10 protein-coding genes are annotated in these 15378 nt (G+C 68.5%); 3 read left to right on the top strand and 7 right to left on the bottom strand.

Annotated elements, in window-relative coordinates:
* Nucleotides 1-28: 28 nt before the first annotated feature.
* The 3 genes from ACQEXA_RS26180 to ACQEXA_RS26170 form a co-directional block, all read right to left on the bottom strand.
* Nucleotides 29-784 (bottom strand): SDR family oxidoreductase, encoded by a 756-nt coding sequence (locus ACQEXA_RS26180; RefSeq protein ID WP_433131178.1) that lies wholly within the window; start codon nucleotides 782-784, stop codon nucleotides 29-31.
* Between the two features lie 89 nt (nucleotides 785-873).
* Nucleotides 874-2007, bottom strand: coding sequence for a glycerate kinase (locus ACQEXA_RS26175; protein WP_433131176.1), 1134 nt, complete (start codon nucleotides 2005-2007; stop codon nucleotides 874-876).
* A gap of 5 nt (nucleotides 2008-2012) precedes the next feature.
* Nucleotides 2013-2858, bottom strand: coding sequence for an alpha/beta fold hydrolase (locus ACQEXA_RS26170; RefSeq protein WP_433131174.1), 846 nt, complete (start codon nucleotides 2856-2858; stop codon nucleotides 2013-2015).
* A 177-nt stretch (nucleotides 2859-3035) separates the two neighbouring features.
* Between ACQEXA_RS26170 and ACQEXA_RS26165 the strand changes: the two genes are divergently transcribed.
* Entirely contained in the window at nucleotides 3036-3455 is a 420-nt protein-coding gene (locus ACQEXA_RS26165; protein ID WP_433131172.1) for a winged helix-turn-helix transcriptional regulator, read from the top strand.
* A gap of 237 nt (nucleotides 3456-3692) precedes the next feature.
* Here the strand turns inward: ACQEXA_RS26165 and ACQEXA_RS26160 are convergent, their stop codons facing one another.
* Together ACQEXA_RS26160 and ACQEXA_RS26155 are read right to left on the bottom strand one after the other, a co-directional pair.
* Nucleotides 3693-5975 carry a transposase gene (locus ACQEXA_RS26160; protein WP_433131170.1) on the bottom strand — a complete coding sequence of 761 codons (2283 nt, stop codon included), beginning with the start codon at nucleotides 5973-5975 and terminating at the stop codon, nucleotides 3693-3695.
* Nucleotides 5972-6835 (bottom strand): TnsA-like heteromeric transposase endonuclease subunit, encoded by an 864-nt coding sequence (locus ACQEXA_RS26155; protein ID WP_433131168.1) that lies wholly within the window; start codon nucleotides 6833-6835, stop codon nucleotides 5972-5974. The genes ACQEXA_RS26160 and ACQEXA_RS26155 overlap by 4 nt, the downstream gene beginning before the upstream one ends.
* A gap of 705 nt (nucleotides 6836-7540) precedes the next feature.
* Here ACQEXA_RS26155 and ACQEXA_RS26150 point away from each other — a divergent pair.
* Complete coding sequence (locus ACQEXA_RS26150) at nucleotides 7541-9019, top strand: eCIS core domain-containing protein (protein ID WP_433131166.1); 1479 nt, start codon at nucleotides 7541-7543, stop codon at nucleotides 9017-9019.
* A 133-nt stretch (nucleotides 9020-9152) separates the two neighbouring features.
* Here the strand turns inward: ACQEXA_RS26150 and ACQEXA_RS26145 are convergent, their stop codons facing one another.
* Nucleotides 9153-9755, bottom strand: coding sequence for a hypothetical protein (locus ACQEXA_RS26145; protein ID WP_433131164.1), 603 nt, complete (start codon nucleotides 9753-9755; stop codon nucleotides 9153-9155).
* A 413-nt stretch (nucleotides 9756-10168) separates the two neighbouring features.
* A complete protein-coding gene (locus ACQEXA_RS26140; RefSeq protein ID WP_433131162.1) occupies nucleotides 10169-11488 on the bottom strand; it encodes an AlbA family DNA-binding domain-containing protein in 1320 nt (439 codons plus the stop codon).
* A 777-nt stretch (nucleotides 11489-12265) separates the two neighbouring features.
* Here ACQEXA_RS26140 and ACQEXA_RS26135 point away from each other — a divergent pair.
* Nucleotides 12266-14977 carry an ADP-ribosylglycohydrolase family protein gene (locus tag ACQEXA_RS26135; RefSeq protein ID WP_433131160.1) on the top strand — a complete coding sequence of 904 codons (2712 nt, stop codon included), beginning with the start codon at nucleotides 12266-12268 and terminating at the stop codon, nucleotides 14975-14977.
* The last annotated feature ends 401 nt before the right edge of the window (nucleotides 14978-15378 follow it).

Raw genomic sequence — 15378 nt, 5'->3', positions numbered from 1 at the left:
GCTCACTCGGGCTGTTCGTCCGGCAATGTCAGGAGAAGATCATCCCTCCGTCCATGATCACGGTCTGGCCGGTCATGTAGTCGGAGTTCGGCGAGGCGAAGAAGGACACGAGGTCGGCGACGTCCGCGGGCTCTTGAGCGCGCCCCAGCGGAATGGTCTTCACCAGTGCCTCGAACGCTTCGGGAGTGTCCTTCCAGAGCGGCGTGTTCACGATGCCAGGAGCGTAGGAGTTGGCTGTGATCCCGTGCGGTGCGAACTCCTGTGCAGCGGCTTGTGTGAGGCCCCGGACTGCCCACTTGCTCGCGGAGTAGGCGGGCAGCCCGGCCGCCGATCGGTACGCCGCTTGGGAGGCTGCCGCGATGAGCTTTCCTCCGCCGCCCTGTGCGATGTACTGCTTCGCAGCAGCCTGCCAAGTGAGGAAGACTCCCTTGGCGTTGATTGCAAACGTCAGATCCCATGATTCCGGAGTGGTTTCAAGAATGCTCTCGATCCGCGCTATTCCGGCGTTTGCGACGGTCACGTCGAGACGGCCGAGTTCGCTCACCGCCCGGTCGATCATGGAAGAGACGGCTGCCGGCTCTGTCACGTCGCCAAGGACCAGGGAGGCGCGGCGGCCGAGCGCCTCGATCTCCGCCTTCACGGATTCCGCAGCGTCAGCCGAATGCGGGATGTCATTGATGGCGACGTTGAAGCCGTCCTGGGCAAGTCGCAACGCAATACCGCGACCGATTCCCTGCCCTCCACCGGTGACCAGCGCGACTCGTGTCACATCAATAGCGTTCATGGTGAGACTCCTTTGTTTCATAGTTTCTTTCCACACACGGACCCGTGAGGACTTGAGGGTGCGGGACACTGCACCTCCTGAGCTACGACTCAGGGCATAACAAGTACTGACTCGCTGACGAGGCGAGCCGTGAGTCGCCGCAGTACTGCTTCCGCGTCGACGAACGGGTCTTCACCGGGCCGAAGATCCGACATGACTTGACCGACCTTGTCGAAGATCCCGGTGGGGTCGATTTCTGTGCGCCCGGAGACGGCAAACACTGGTACGGCGTTGGCGTGAGCGATCTCTGCTATACGCAGCGGAAGTTTCCCGTTGAGGCTCTGCTCGTCCAGGGATCCCTCTCCGGTGATGACAAGATCAGCGGTCTGAATCTTCGACTGCAGTTCCAGGGTGTCGATCACTAGGGACGCGCCTGAGGTGACCTGTGCGTTGAGCAGGGCCACGAGTGCTGCGCCGATACCGCCAGCGGCCCCGGCTCCTTCGGCGCTGCCGATGTCACGGCCGGAGCTTCGCCGGAGAGCGTCAGACCAGGCGGACAGACGCCTTTCCAGAACGCCCATGGCGTCTTCGTCGGCGCCCTTTTGCGGCGCGTAGGTCGCAACGGCACCGGTGGTACCGAGCAATGGACTCTGCACGTCGGTCGCCGCCGTGAACTTCACGCCATTCAGCAGGGCGGTGCTGCGGGAGGGGTGTATATCCCAGGCCCGGTGCATGCTGCTGGTGTCAGCGCTGAGTACGCGTCCTTCAGAGTCGAGGACCGTGAAGCCCAGGGCATTCGCCATCCCGTACCCGCCGTCGGTCGTGGCTGATCCTCCGAGGCAGACCACTACTTCGCGAGCGCCCAGGACGATCGCCGTCCGGATGGCCTGCCCCACCCCGTAGCTACTCGCATCCAGAGCCGTTCGCGGAGTCGGGGTCAGAAGAGCCAGCCCGCATATCTCCGCCACCTCGACGAAGCAGACACCCTCCGAACAGCAGAGGGTTGCCTCCACCGTCTCGCCGAGTGAGCCGGCGACCTGGACCGGGACACGTGTCGCGCCGTGTGCGGCCAGAATCTCGACCGTGCCCTCGCCGCCGTCTGCGACAGGCGCCTCGATGATCCGCGCTGACGGAACAACGTCGTGAACGCCCGCAGCGATGGCCGAGGCCGCCTGGCTGGCGGTGAGACTGCCGCGGAACTTGTCCGGGGCTACCACCACAGTTGGTGAATGTGGCGAAGACATACGAGTCACCGGTTCAGGAAGTCCAGGACGACCCGGCCGAACTCGTCCGGGTGCTGGAACAGGAAGGCGTGTCCGGAGTCGCTGTAGATCACGGTGGTGGCGTCAGTCAGCCGCGTGGCCATGGCGAAGGAGTCTCCGGAATCGACCATGACGTCGTGCGCCCCGTTCGCGACGAGTACGGGGATCGTCAGCTCCTCAAGCCGGGACCATGCCGATCCATCCCCGGAGCCCCAGCGAAGGATGGCTTTCAGCTGGTTTCCCCATGCCGACGCGGGAACGTCCGCCTTGGAGATGCCCAAGCGGGGCTCGAGACGTGCCAGGGATTCCTTGCCGATCCGCCGCCCCTCCTCGTGGAGGCCGAAGAACAGATAGAGGAAGTGTTCCTCCGTGTTGTCGTCCGCGGTCATCATGGCCGGCACACGCGGGTCGAGTTCCGGGGTACCGGGAACCCCGCCGGGCCCGCTGCCGGCGATGACGAGCCGGCGCACGAGTCCGGGGTGGTCCAAGGCGACGATCTGCGCGACAAATCCCCCGAGCGACCAGCCCAGCAGGTCCACCTTGGGCAGCCCGAGTGCCGTCAGGAAGTCGGCGGCCGATTCGGCCATGCCTTCAACGGTGGGCGGAACGGTGCCGGTGCTCTCACCGACGCCCGAGCTGTCGAAGAGGATCACGCGCCGCTCCGCTGCGAGCGGCTCGAGAAACGCCGGGTCCCAGTGGTCGAGAGTGCCCCGGAAACGCTGCAGAAGAACCAGCGGCGGGGTTGCTGTCGCCTGGCCGAAGTCGCGGTACGCGTAGCGCGCCAGCTTGCCGTCGACGTGCCGGGTCTCCGCGGTGTCGGACTGGTATGTCATGGAACCCTCCAAGTGGATTTGATTTCCCAACCCGCGTCACTGTTGCGCTTCCGGATTTCGATGTCAAGCAACTGGCCTGCAGGGTTTGGATTGCCAATCCACCTCGAGGCTGACTACAGTGCCGCCATGAGATCTGCTAGGACGCCAGACCCTCGAGTGTGCTCCATCGACGCGGCCATGAAGGTCCTCGGCGAGAAGTGGTCACTCTTGGCGCTTCGGGAGATCACATTCGGCAACCGCCGCTTCGATGACATCGTCCTCAACACCGGCGCCCCAAGGGATGTGCTGGCGGCGCGTCTCAAGTCGCTCATCGCGTCCGGCGTCATCACCAAGGAGTTGTACGACGACAAGCCGGCACGATACGAGTACCGCCTCGCCGAAGCTGGCCAGGAGCTCTTCGCTCTCCTGCATGCGATCCGCGACTGGGGTGACAACTACGCCCGGGACGACCCGGAGAACGTCGTCATCTTCAGGCACTCCTGTGGCGAGGTCCTCCGAACGGAGGTCCACTGCGCCGCCTGCGGGGAAACGCTCGGTCCGTCAGCAGTCATCACGTCAGACCGTGATGTGCACCAGTCGGACTTGGCAGGTCTGTAACCCTCGAGGAGCGGTCGAAATGCATTGCCGTACCGCGAAGTGTCGCGAGCAATCGAGAGCAGCAGCCGCACTGGGCCCGCGCCGTGACGGCGCGCCTACTGCCTCGACGGATCGGGTGAAAGATGAGCCCGACCGCCGTCTTACCCGTTGAGCTCAGACCATTCGCGCACCGCAGCTGCGACTAGCGCATCCAGCAGGCCGGGTACCGCTGATCCAAGTCTTCCCGGCGCAATTTGTTCAACTTTCCTGCTCGTCGTCCTCGGGCAGGACGAACACGTTGCGTTCGCGGAAGCGGGACCCCAGGGCGGGCGGCGGGGCGGGAGTGACGGGGCCTGCGGCCTCGCGTCGGCGGCGACGGTCGGCATCAAGGGTGTCCCTGGTCTGCCGACCACGCTGCGGCCACCGCAGCACGGATGCTTCCGGCTCCGGCTGTGTGGCGATATCGGCCGCGGCTGCTGGTTCGGCAGGGGCTGGTCGGGGCCGGTCGGCGGCAGCGCTCTCGGCCTGCAGGACCTCGCGGGCGTGTTCGATGCGCTGGGACTTCTTCATCTGGGTCGGCCAGCGGGTGACCGGGATCGCGGACCCGATCAGTTCGAGGAGGACCGGGAGCAGTTCGTCGTCGCTCTTCGGCTTTAGCCCGCCGGCGTCGGCCTTCTTCAGCAGGTCACGGACCCGGGCGTCGCCGAAGGCCGGCATCTGCCCCACCGACGGCATGCCGGTCCAGGCCAGAGCATGCCAGGCGTGGGTGATCGGGTCCTGGAAGAAGACGCTGCGGCGGTCCCGGGGGTCACGCCGGATGACCCACTTGCCCTTGTGTTTCCCGCCCCGGGTGGACCGCTGGCCGCGGTAGTTGCGCAGGACTTCTTCGTCGTCGTACCAAAGTCCGCGGATCTTCACCCCGCGCCGGGCGTCGATCGCCACGTAATGGACTGGCAGCAGTTCGTAGAACAGTTCCGGTGCGGGGATCTCCATCGCGAACCCGGCCTGCGCGAACGAGGCCGCGAACAGCGAGTTCGGGCTGTGGACGCTGTCCGGGTCCCAGTGCGGCGCATAGTCGCCCAACTGCCTCGTCTGCCACACCGACACGATCCAGGTGGCGATCAGGTGCTCCAACTCGTCGACCGTCAGGACCGCGTCGGTCGCCGGGTCGGCCCCACGGTCCGCGATGTCGATGCCGGTGTAACCGGTCAGCAGCTCGAACAGCAGCTGTCTGCAGGTGCCGAACGCCCGCTCGCAGGCGGCCTTGTCCTGTGGGCGAAGGACGCGTGAGGGAAGGATGTTGCAGCCGAGTACGCGTTGCACCTCGACCAGGTGATGGTTCCGGTAGACCGACCCGTGGTCGGTGGTCACCGTCTCCGGGGTGAAGAACGGCAGGCCCGCGACCTTGTGTCCGGCGAACTGCGAGACGACGGCCGCAGGCAGGCCCGGGTAGGGCCACTCCAATTCCTCGCCCCAGTCCGCGCGCATCGGCAGCGGCATCATCACGTCCCGCAGGAGCATCGCGACGTCCACCGCGGTGTCGGACACCAGGGTGAGCCGGAACGCGACCAGCGAATGCGTGTAGGTATCGAGGGCGATCGTCAGGTGGGGCTTGACCGGGTCGTCGAAGACCCCGTCGCGGACCATGACCGGCAGGACGGTGGTGTCCAGTGCGACCACCTGGCCCGGCCGGTGGACCACCACGTGCCCGTTCTTCATCGGCAGCTCGGCCGAACGCGCATAGCGCTGACGTGCGCCTCCCGAGCCGAACCATTCCTTCCAGACCCGGCAGAGCGTGCGGTAGCTGGGGACCGCAGTCGCCGCCTTGGTCTCCTCGCCGGCATCCGGGTCCTTCGCGTCGAAGGTCTCGCGGATGTACTGCCGGATCATGCGGTCCTTCGTGCGCATCGAGACCTTCGCCCCGCGCAGGGTCTCCTCACGGACCGCCAGGATCGCCTCCCGCACTTCCTCCGACACCGTTCGAGGTCCGCCGCTTTCCCTCAGCCAGCGGTCGTCGGCGCACCCGATCAGCCCGAACTTCCGGCGCTTGGTCTCCCACCGGATCAGGGTGTGGACGCTGACGGCGTCCAGCCCCAGCAGCTTCGCCTGCTGGCGGTCCAAGGCGGCGAGCTCGGCCGCTTTCGCCCGGCGACGGCCCGTCAGCGTGGTGGTGTCCGGGTCGTACTCGGGCTTGGGCTCGCCCGGCACCGGCCGCAGCGGATCACCGCTGCGGAACCCGGTCGCTACCTCCAGGAGGTGGGCCATCCTCAGTTCAACGAGTTCCAGCCGCCCCTTCTTCAGGTCCTCGACGGTCCTGGACTGGCGCCCCCGGTCGCCACCGGTCGACGTCGTCCGCGAAGATGGCCGGCAACCGGGATGGTTGGCCAGGAACCGGAAGCTCACCTGCTGGCGGACGCCGTCGCGGGCGACGAGCTGAACCCGGCCCAGGTGCGGCTCCCGCCGCTCAACCGTCCACTCGGTGCCGTCCAGCACCACCCCGGCCCCTGGCGAGAGGTCCAGCACCGCCCCGGCCGGCCTCATACCGCCACTCCCGACGCTGCCACCACAGGGGAACGGTCGGCCAGCGGCTGTGCCAGGTCGACTCCGAGCTTGCGGTGCCAGAGCAGGTGCAGCAACTGGGCCCGGGCCAGCGGCTCGTAGGCTGCCGTGGCGGCGAGTTCGCCGAATGTCAGCCCCGGCCGCGCGGCCCCAAGAAGCGCAGGCCGCAGCCCGAGCGGGTCGGACAGCCGCCGTCGTCGGGAGGAGAACGCATCCAGGGACGACCACACGTGGTCACGCCAGCCGGCGGCCACCACGTAGTGCCAGCCGCAAGCCAGGGCGACCTCGGCCGCCGCGGCGAACGACTCCCGGTCCTTCTCCTTGATCAGCGGTTCCGGGCGCACATCGATCAGCCAGACCCCCGAACGGGTCACCGCGAGGAAATCCGGCGTATGACTCCGGCGCTTGTCCGCGGTGTCGAACCGCAGCCTCATAGGCTGCGAGACGACATCAACCAGGCCCCCGGCGAAGTCCAGCGCCAGCAGCAACCGGGCCTCCTCCAGGCTCTCCGCGCCGTGGTGACGGCCGGTGCTGACCAGGAACTGCAGGCCGGGCCGGTGACACTGTTCACGCTGCCAGGAGAAACAGCGAATCGGATCGCCATCCACCATCGGTGTCCGGACGAGATCCCGTACCAGACAGGACACCTGGTCACCGCGGGTCCTCCACGTCACCGTCCACCGCCCGGTCCAGCCCTCGTCCAGGTCCAGGCCGTCCCTGCCGCCCTCCACCGAGACCGGGACGAGAAGCTCATCCCAAGCGGCGAGGTGCGACCACAACGGCCCACCCGCCGTCGCCACCACCCCACCCGCGGCCCTGCGTACGCACTCGCTCGGTTCCATGCCTCCCAGGAAAACGACCACGGACGCCGCAGGCCCGAGATGTTCGGAACTGGTTCCAGCATGAATGGCAATTCGCCGGACGTTGCAAGAAGCGTGACCAGATGGTTCCAACAAGCGCGTCCGAGCAGGTCAAGACCACCAGGTCACCTCACCGCACCGGTTCCAACTATCGTGTCCCGGCTCATGGGCCGGCCACCGGGGCGCGGGGAGCTCCGGCGACTGGTGGAGCGCCGGAGCTGGTGACACCGGTCCTGCTTTGCGGGCTGCTGGTGACAAGACGAGCACCGCCGGGCGCCGGGCCAGCCGAGAGCGCGTGTGTGAACCGGCGACCTGCCACGGGCCACGCCGCTACCGTGGGAGACGCCGGATGAGCAGCTGCTCCGCCAAGACCTCTACTGCTCCGCCGCCGCACCTGCCCTGCCAGCTCCCCGAACCAGGAGGAGAGACGTCATGAACGCTCAGGATTTGGGCGCGGCCCGACACGAACTGCGCATCAATGTGCCGGATGACGTCTACGAGCAGCTGCACCCTGGACCCCGGGGGCCGTTCTTCCCCTGGCGAGAACAGGTCGGCCCACACGCGGATCATCGCGGCATTGGATGTGCCTGTCCGGTCATTGCTTGCTGCCCGCCCGTACCTTGCGCCAGCGGCTCCCCGCCACGTAGCCAAGGAAGTTGACGATCTCACGCCAGAAGAGGGGTTCCCGTGCACGATCACGAGAAGGCCGGCTCCCACACCGGGGCGGGCAACAGCCGTATCCCTGCCCGTCGGCCCGCATCCGCCCCGCCCGCGCAGCATGGCCTGCTCGGCCTACAAGCCGCTGCGGGCAACGCCGGGGTCGTCCAGATGCTCCGCGGCGCCGACCACCCCTGGGCCCGGGAACAGCACGAGCACGGCGCCGGCTGCGGCCACCAGGAGATCGCGACCTCGCCCGCACCGGTGCAGCGCTCCGCCGTCCACGACGTGCTCCGCAGCGCCGGAAAGCCCCTCGACGAGCCAGTGCGCCAGGAAATGGAGGCGCGGCTCGGCGCGGACTTCTCCGACGTGCGCGTCCACGACGACAACGCCGCCCGTGCGTCGGCCACCGAGGTCGGCGCCCGCGCCTACACGTCCGGCAGCCATGTCGTCATCGGCGCCGACGGTGGGGACAAGCACACCCTCGCCCATGAACTGACCCATGTAATCCAGCAGCGTCAGGGCCCTGTGGCCGGTACGGACATGGGCAACGGACTCCGCGTCTCCGACGCTTCCGACAAGTTCGAACGCGCCGCGGAGGTCAACGCGCAGCGCGTCATGCAGGCACCGCTCGATGTGCAACGCGCCGTGGAGCCACGGACCGCCCCCGCCGCCGGTGCCGCCCACGAGGGGGTCGGCGGCCCGGTCGCCGTACAGACCGCGCCCACCGATGGGAAAAGGAAGCCGCCGCCCGTACCGGACAAGCCCGACAAGCTGAGGCTCGGCGGGGCCGCGCAGACCTCCAGCGCTGACCAGACCCACTCGACCGGGCATACGTCGGCCGCCGCGGAGCCCGCGCAGGCGCAGTCCGACACCCCCGCTGGGAAAAGGAAGCCGCCGCCCGTACCGGACAAGCCCGACAAGCTGAGGCTCGGCGGGGCCGCGCAGACCTCCAGCGCCGACCAGACCCACTCGGCCGGGCATACGTCGGCCGCCGCGGAGCCCGCGCAGGCGCAGTCCGACACTCCCGCGCACGGGTATACGCTCGCCGGATCGGCCAGCCTGGTCTGCTTCCGAGCCGATGGGCGCTCCCCCGAGGTCATCCGGCAGGCGAACGGGATGAGGTCCCGCAACAACACGTCCGTCGCGACCGAACTCGCCATGTTCCTTGAGGACCCGATCGCCTACGCCCGGGCCCATGTCAGCAGCCCCAAGCCGACCTTGGTCTCCACGGCGCTGGACGAGGACTGCGGCGGGTACGCCAGCAACGACCGGCACCTCTACCAGATCCAGGTCAGCGGCTGGCACAAATTCGCCGCGCCGCCCGCGCGGAGCAAGATCCTGACCAAGCCGACGGTCTACGCCAACAGCACGTCCCTGGAGACCGCGACCGCGGCCGTCATCGGTCCCGTCGGCCCCACCCAGGAAATGGATTTCATCGGGGGAATCCCCCTGGCGGCCATCACTGACTGCCGCCGACCGGGGGAGAGCGGCTTCAGCGCGCTCTGACGCCCGCGACGGGGGGCGGTGCCTGCCCGGGGGCGGGCCCGTCACCGCCCCCGTCATGCCCCCGCCGCCCTCAGCAGACGGGCAGTCCCGGGCCGGGCTGGTCGTTGTCGGTCCGGGCCCAGCAGACGTTCGTTCAGCACTCGTGGAGCCGACGCGCGAGATGGACGGTGATGTCGGCGTCAATCGCCGCGGCGAACGACTCCCGGTCCGCCTCCTTGATCAGGGGCTCGGGGCGTACGTCGATCAGCCAGACGCCGCGGCGGGTCACCGCGAGGTAGTCAGGGGTGCGGGTGCGGCGTTTCCCGCAGGTTGTGAAGGAGATCTTCAGCGGCTGCGAGACGACGTCGACCACGTCGCCGGCGAAGTCCAGGGCCAGCAGCAACCGGCTCTCCTCCAGGCTCTCCGCGCCGTGGTGACGGCCGGTGCTGACCAGGAACTGCAGGCCGGGCCGGTGACACTGTTCACGCTGCCAGGAGAAACAGCGAATCGGATCGCCATCCACCATCGGTGTCCGGACGAGATCCCGTACCAGACAGGACACCTGGTCACCGCGGGTCCTCCACGTCACCGTCCACCGCCCGGTCCAGCCCTCGTCCAGGTCCAGGCCGTCCCTGCCGCCCTCCACCGAGACCGGGACGAGAAGCTCATCCCAAGCGGCGAGGTGCGACCACAACGGCCCACCCGCCGTCGCCACCACCCCACCCGCGGCCCTGCGTACGCACTCGCTCGGTTCCATGCCTCCCAGGAAAACGACCACGGACGCCGCAGGCCCGAGATGTTCGGAACTGGTTCCAACATGAATGGCAATTCACCGAACGTTGCAAGAAGCGTGACCAGATGGTTCCAACAAGCGCGTCCGAGCAGGTCAAGACCACCAGGTCACCTCACCGCACCGGTTCCAACTATCGTGTCCCGGCTCACTTGAGCGGGTGAGCCGAGGCACGATAGCTGTCACCAAGGCAGGTGGGTTGTCACCAGACCGCCGGAGGGAGCACACCGGGCTGACCGTGTGGGGACGCAGTGCAGCTCAGGCGGACGGTACAACGCCGGAGCCGGTGACACCCACCGTGCTTCGCGTGCCCTTGGTGACAGGTAGTGCGCCGACCTGGTGACAATTTGGTACAGGGCCCGCAGAGCTTCCGGAGGGAGCTACGCCGTCGGCGTGGTCGTGGCCCGGTAGTGCTCCAACAGCGATTCCATGCCGGTCAGGCCAGCGTCCAGACCGAGCTGGCGGAGCCAGTCGTCCACCTGATCCTGGCGCTCGGCGGCGACACGCAAGTCCAGGGTGGGGGTGGCGCGGAAGATGCCCCCGGTCGACGCGCCGGCATCCGGGATCTCCCGCAGCCCTTCGTCGCGGAGGAGATGGGCCACCCACCGGTCCGCGACGAGGTGGAGTTCACGCGGCTGCGCTACCAGGGCGGTGTCGATGTCCGTGATGCGGGCGAGTTCCGTGGTGACATCGTGGTTGACGGCGGTCTCCAGGAGGCCGTTGAACAGGACCGCCAGGTCCGGCACGGGGTACCGGTACTCCCACTGCATGTGCCCGAGGCTCTCGGCGTATCGCCGGACTCGGGAGATGACGTCCATAGTGACGTTCGCCATCGGAGCTGTGGGAGTGGGGCCGTAGACCTCGGGGAGCTTGACCGTCACGATTGCCTCGACTGGGTGCGCCACTGAGGCTTTGCTGACGGCCTGCCACACCAGCCGTGCCGTCCGGGACCTGTTGTGCCCGAGCGGGCGGAAGCCGATGCTGTCGGTGACCGCCCCCTGCATGAGGTTGAGCAGAGCACTGGGGAAAGGTGAGGCGTTCAAGGCCCGCGCGAGCGAGGCGACGGATCGCTCCGATAGCGGGCGCCAGATGCCAGCCTCTCCCATCGGGAGGTTAACGCCGGTGCGGAGGATGAAGTCCTCGGTGCAATGGCCGTCGCTGTCCTGGTTCAGCCGCGGGGCCATGAGGCTCTGACCCATGGGCAGCACCCCTGCGGCCGGCTCCTCACGGGCGAGCTGAAGGAGCTTGTCGCGGTCTGCGGTGGAGTTCTGCCCGCTCAGCCGGATCGGGGCGCGCAGGTCAATCAGCAGGGGTCGAGGGGCGACGTTGGCGTCAACGCGTATGACCACCACGCTGCGCCCGGACTCGTCGTCCAGCGGGACGGGAATGAAGGTCGGCTCCCAGGGCGGGTCGAACTTCTCACGGCAGCCACTGGCAATCTTGTCGATCGTCTCCTGCGCGTCGACACCGACGACGCGCTCGCAGCCCTTTTTGTCGGCCTCGGCTTTATCGATGATGCCGACCATGATCAGGCCGCCGTAGGTGTTGGCCATAGCCGCGATGGTCTTCAGCAGGCTGGTGGAGTACTCGCGCTTGAACTCCAGCGTCAGGCTTTCTACCTGCTCCGGCCGTGCAGCGAAGGCGCGTATACGCTCGATCGTCAGGTCCGCCGCCGACGCGGCGAACAAGGAGGTAGTCATCCCCTCATGATCCACCAACAGCCGTAAGCCCACATCGAATTACCGCCTCAGCCCGGCTCTGCCGCCAGCCTTTTCGCTCCCTCGGTGACAACTATCGTGCCCTCGGCACAGCGGTATGTCGTTTCTTCCTGCTGAGCAACTGCCTTGCGGAAGTGCTCCGCTGGTACGGTCCGATCATGCCGCGCTTGGTGGATGTTCCGGGGTACATGCCCTTTTGGACCGCCTCCGCGTTCTCTGCCTCCGGTTCGCAGGTGACTGGGCTTGCCCTGCAGATCCTCCGCGAGCTCGGAAAGGCGCGCGACATCCGGTTCGCCCGCTGACACGCGCCGCTCCCGCGAGTCCCTGCGCGCCCCGTACGCCCAGCCCTGGAATTAGGTGCCCTGCCCGCACGAGTGCGGCTACGTCGGCCGGCCCGAGATCCGCCCGAGCGTCCTGTACGGACTAGGTCGAGCCTCTTCGGAGACATGGCCACGAGGTCGGCGAGAGCGGCTGCTCATCGGTCGACGTGGCATCCCTCGCCGGTTTGACTGGGTGTGTTCGCCGCACGAGTACTGCTGTGAACCCCTTTGCTGCCCGTCCTGACAAGCACTCACTATCGTCTCCTTGACGATAACTGAGGTGTCGTGCCAATCTGGCGCAGCATCAAGCCGCCGATGAACCGACTTCTTCAGCCTGCCAGTTGCGGCTGTGTCACCCCGACTTCTCACGCCTGGGATCGCTGCCCGCCCGCCACTGCTCGGCTCACAAACGTGCGCCGCCGCACCACATGGAGGCCCCATGGTCCACGCCCGTAAACCCCAGCCCTACTTGGACTCCCTGGGCGCCGATCGGGTCGCCGGCGTACTGCTCGGGGCAGCCGTGGGCGACGCGTTGGGCGTGCCCTACGAGTTCGCGGCAAGGCTGCGCGAGGACCAGCAGCCGCAGATGATCGGCGGTGGTCTGGGGCCGTACGAGCCCGGCGAGTACTCCGACGACACCCAGATGCAGGTGTGCATTGCCGACGTCGCGGCCGCCGGGGCGGACCTGCGCACCCCCGAGGCCCTCGACCAGATTGCCGCCAACTTCCAGCAATGGCTGAGCGGCGGCGCCACCGATGTCGGCTCGCAGACCCGCACTGTCCTGGGCGTCGCCCGCCGGGCCGGCGGAGCGCCGGGCGCGGCGCTGTTGGAGGCCGCACGAGGCTTCACCTCCGGCAACGATCGCGCCGCCGGGAACGGCTCGCTGATGCGCACCGGGATCGTCGCTCTCGCTCACCTGGGCGACGCCGCGGAGATGGCCGAGGCCGCCACCGCCGTCAGCGCGCTCACCCACCCCGATCCCGACTGCGCCGACGCCTGCGTGCTGTGGTGCTCCGGTATCCGTACCGCGGTTCTCGAGGGGACGTTCGACGGCGTCCGCGCTGGCCTGGACCTTCTCCCCGAGGAGCGCCGGGGCGTTTGGGCGCGGCGCCTGGACGAGGCGGAGGCCCACCCGCCGCACCACTTCGGCAACAACGGCTGGGTGGTCCACGCGCTCCAGGCGGCCTGGTCGGCGATCACCCGCACCGCCGTTCCCGAATTGCTGCCCGTCAAGGGCAGCTTCCCCGCCCAGCACTTTCACCTCGCCCTGGAGGCGGCGGTGCGCGCCGGGACGGACACCGACACCGTCGCGGCGATCGCCGGCGCCCTGCTCGGCGCGCGCTGGGGCTGCTCCGGCATCCCGCTTCAGTGGCAGCAGGCCGTCCACGGCTGGCCCGGCCACAGGCAGGCCGACCTGGTCCGGCTGGCAGTGCTCACCGCCCGCGGCGGGAGCAACGACGACGCAGGCTGGCCCTTGGCGCAGCGGATGCCGATCCCGCCGCAGTCCAGCCGGGCCTTCGCGATACACCACCCGCACGACCCTGGGGTGGTACTGGGCAACCTGGCCCTGACTCAGCGTGCCGAGCCGGTCCCCGTCGATGCCGTGGTCTCGCTGTGCCGGGTCGGGACGGACCCGATCCTCCCCGGCAGCGACATCGAGCATGTCCGCGTCTGGCTAGTGGACAGCCAGGGACACAACGCCAACCTCCACTACGTCCTGGACCAGGCAGCCCGCCAGGTACTGCGGCTCCGCCACGCCGGCAAGCGGGTCCTACTGCACTGCGCGGCCGGGCAGAGCCGCACCCCAGCCGTCGCAGCCCTCTACAGCCACCTGGCCACCGGAACCGACGCCGAGACCGCACTGAACGACCTGCGCCGGGTGTTGACCGGCGGCTGGCATCTCGACAAGCACCCAGAGATGCAGGACGCGGTGCACGCGTTGGCCACCCCGGCGGCCAGCGATGGCACCTCTCCCGTAAGCCGGCCGCGAGAGGTCGAGGAAGTACGGGAGGAGTGCGACGCGGAGCCGGAGCGGCAGATTGAGTTCTTGAAGCAGAAGTGGACATCCTCGCGGGTGCGCGGGTTGCTGCTCGGGCTGGCGGTGGGCGACACGCTGGGTGCGGCGCGGGGCAAGCTGCCGGCCGAGGGCACCTTGCGGGCCGGGGTCACCACTCAATTGGCCTGTTTCACCACCGAGGGCACGATCCGCGCTTGCGTGCGCGGTGACCACAGGGGCCTGTGCCATCCCCCGTCGGTGGTGTGGCACGCCTACTGCCGGTGGGCCGCCCTGCAGGGCATAGAGGTGGAGCGGATGCGGCGCCGCTGGGTCACAGCTGGTGACGAGGAGTGGCCCGACGGCTGGCTCGCCCAGGTGCCCGTGCTGGCACACCGGCGGGGTTCGGCGCCGGCGACCGTGGCCGCACTGTCCAAGATCGAGCAGGGCACCGTGGAGAAGCCGACGACGACCAGCCGCGGCTGCCATGCGCTCACCCGTACCCTCCCCGTCGCCGTGGCCGTTGCGGGGCACGACCCGGAGTACTGGGTGCGGCAGGCTCGCGAGATCGCCGCCCTCACCCACGGCGACCCGGCCGCCCAGTCCGCCGCGGCCCACGCGACCGTGCTGCTCAGCCACTGCCTGACCAGCACTCCCGAGGTGCAGGAGTCCCTGTTCGTCGCGCAGTCGCAGGTGCGCCAAACCCTGATGGACGCCATCCACGCGCTTCCTGATATCGACCCCGACCTGTCCAGCAGGGAACGCGTACAGCTCATCAAGGCACTTGAGCAGGCCGACCAGCATCCTGCCGACCCGAAGCGGCTCGCGCACCTCGCTCCGGACGCCACCGCGCCCTCGGCGCTGTTCGGTGGCCTGTATGTCGCCGCCTCCTTCCCGGAGCGGGACCAGGTGGGCGCCGCACTGCGCTTCGCCGCCGGAGCGCCCGACGGCGACTCGGTGGCCTGCATGACCGGGGCGCTGCTCGGAGCCGCGCACGGCGCGGAGGCGCTGCCCGTCGATCTGGTGAGTCGGCATGAACTGGCCTGGGTGCTCGACACCCTGGCCCGCGACCTCGTCGCCCAGATCGTCGACCGCCCCAGCGGCGGCGAGTACCTCGGAGGCTGGGACCCGCACTGGCAGGGCCGCTACCCCGGCTAGTGATCCGCTGAGCGCCCTGAGGGCTTCCCCGATGCGCGCGCTGCCAGGGCCTGACAGCGCGCTACGGGCCCAACGCCCAAGTCGTGTGTGCCTACTGCCAGGCGAACGAGCGCCAGAGCCGCTAGCCTGTGCTCAGCGGCCACGAGCTGGCCCGCGCAGACGGCCAAAGAGGCCCTACCCTCAGCGGGGTAGGGCCTCTTTGCGTCGCAAGGGGGATGCGCTGTACGGGCTTTCCCGCGCGGCGCTGAACTGGCGGGCCGCCCAGCTGGTGTCCCGTGTGGCCGCCAACAGGGCCTCCGTGTGGCCAGGGTGTGGCCGGAAGGACAGTGAAACCCGGTGATCGATCATGGAGCCTCGGAGAGGTGTGCGGCCGCTGACCTGCTGGAACGAGGAAAGCGGGG

The organism is Streptomyces sp. CA-106110, from assembly GCF_050936285.1.
Lineage (GTDB): Bacteria > Actinomycetota > Actinomycetes > Streptomycetales > Streptomycetaceae > Streptomyces.
Note: the sequence above shows the minus strand (reverse complement) of the source record. Positions and strands in the feature narration are given on the sequence as shown.

Bases quoted from the DNA above. Each gene is read 5' to 3' on its own strand.
- ACQEXA_RS26180 (WP_433131178.1), bottom strand. From the start codon at position 784: ATGAACGCTATTGATGTGACACGAGTCGCGCTGGTCACCGGTGGAGGG.
- ACQEXA_RS26175 (WP_433131176.1), bottom strand. From the start codon at position 2,007: ATGTCTTCGCCACATTCACCAACTGTGGTGGTAGCCCCGGACAAGTTC.
- ACQEXA_RS26170 (WP_433131174.1), bottom strand. From the start codon at position 2,858: ATGACATACCAGTCCGACACCGCGGAGACCCGGCACGTCGACGGCAAG.
- ACQEXA_RS26165 (WP_433131172.1), top strand. From the start codon at position 3,036: ATGAAGGTCCTCGGCGAGAAGTGGTCACTCTTGGCGCTTCGGGAGATC.
- ACQEXA_RS26160 (WP_433131170.1), bottom strand. From the start codon at position 5,975: ATGAGGCCGGCCGGGGCGGTGCTGGACCTCTCGCCAGGGGCCGGGGTG.
- ACQEXA_RS26155 (WP_433131168.1), bottom strand. From the start codon at position 6,835: ATGGAACCGAGCGAGTGCGTACGCAGGGCCGCGGGTGGGGTGGTGGCG.
- ACQEXA_RS26145 (WP_433131164.1), bottom strand. From the start codon at position 9,755: ATGGAACCGAGCGAGTGCGTACGCAGGGCCGCGGGTGGGGTGGTGGCG.
- ACQEXA_RS26140 (WP_433131162.1), bottom strand. From the start codon at position 11,488: ATGACTACCTCCTTGTTCGCCGCGTCGGCGGCGGACCTGACGATCGAG.
- ACQEXA_RS26135 (WP_433131160.1), top strand. From the start codon at position 12,266: ATGGTCCACGCCCGTAAACCCCAGCCCTACTTGGACTCCCTGGGCGCC.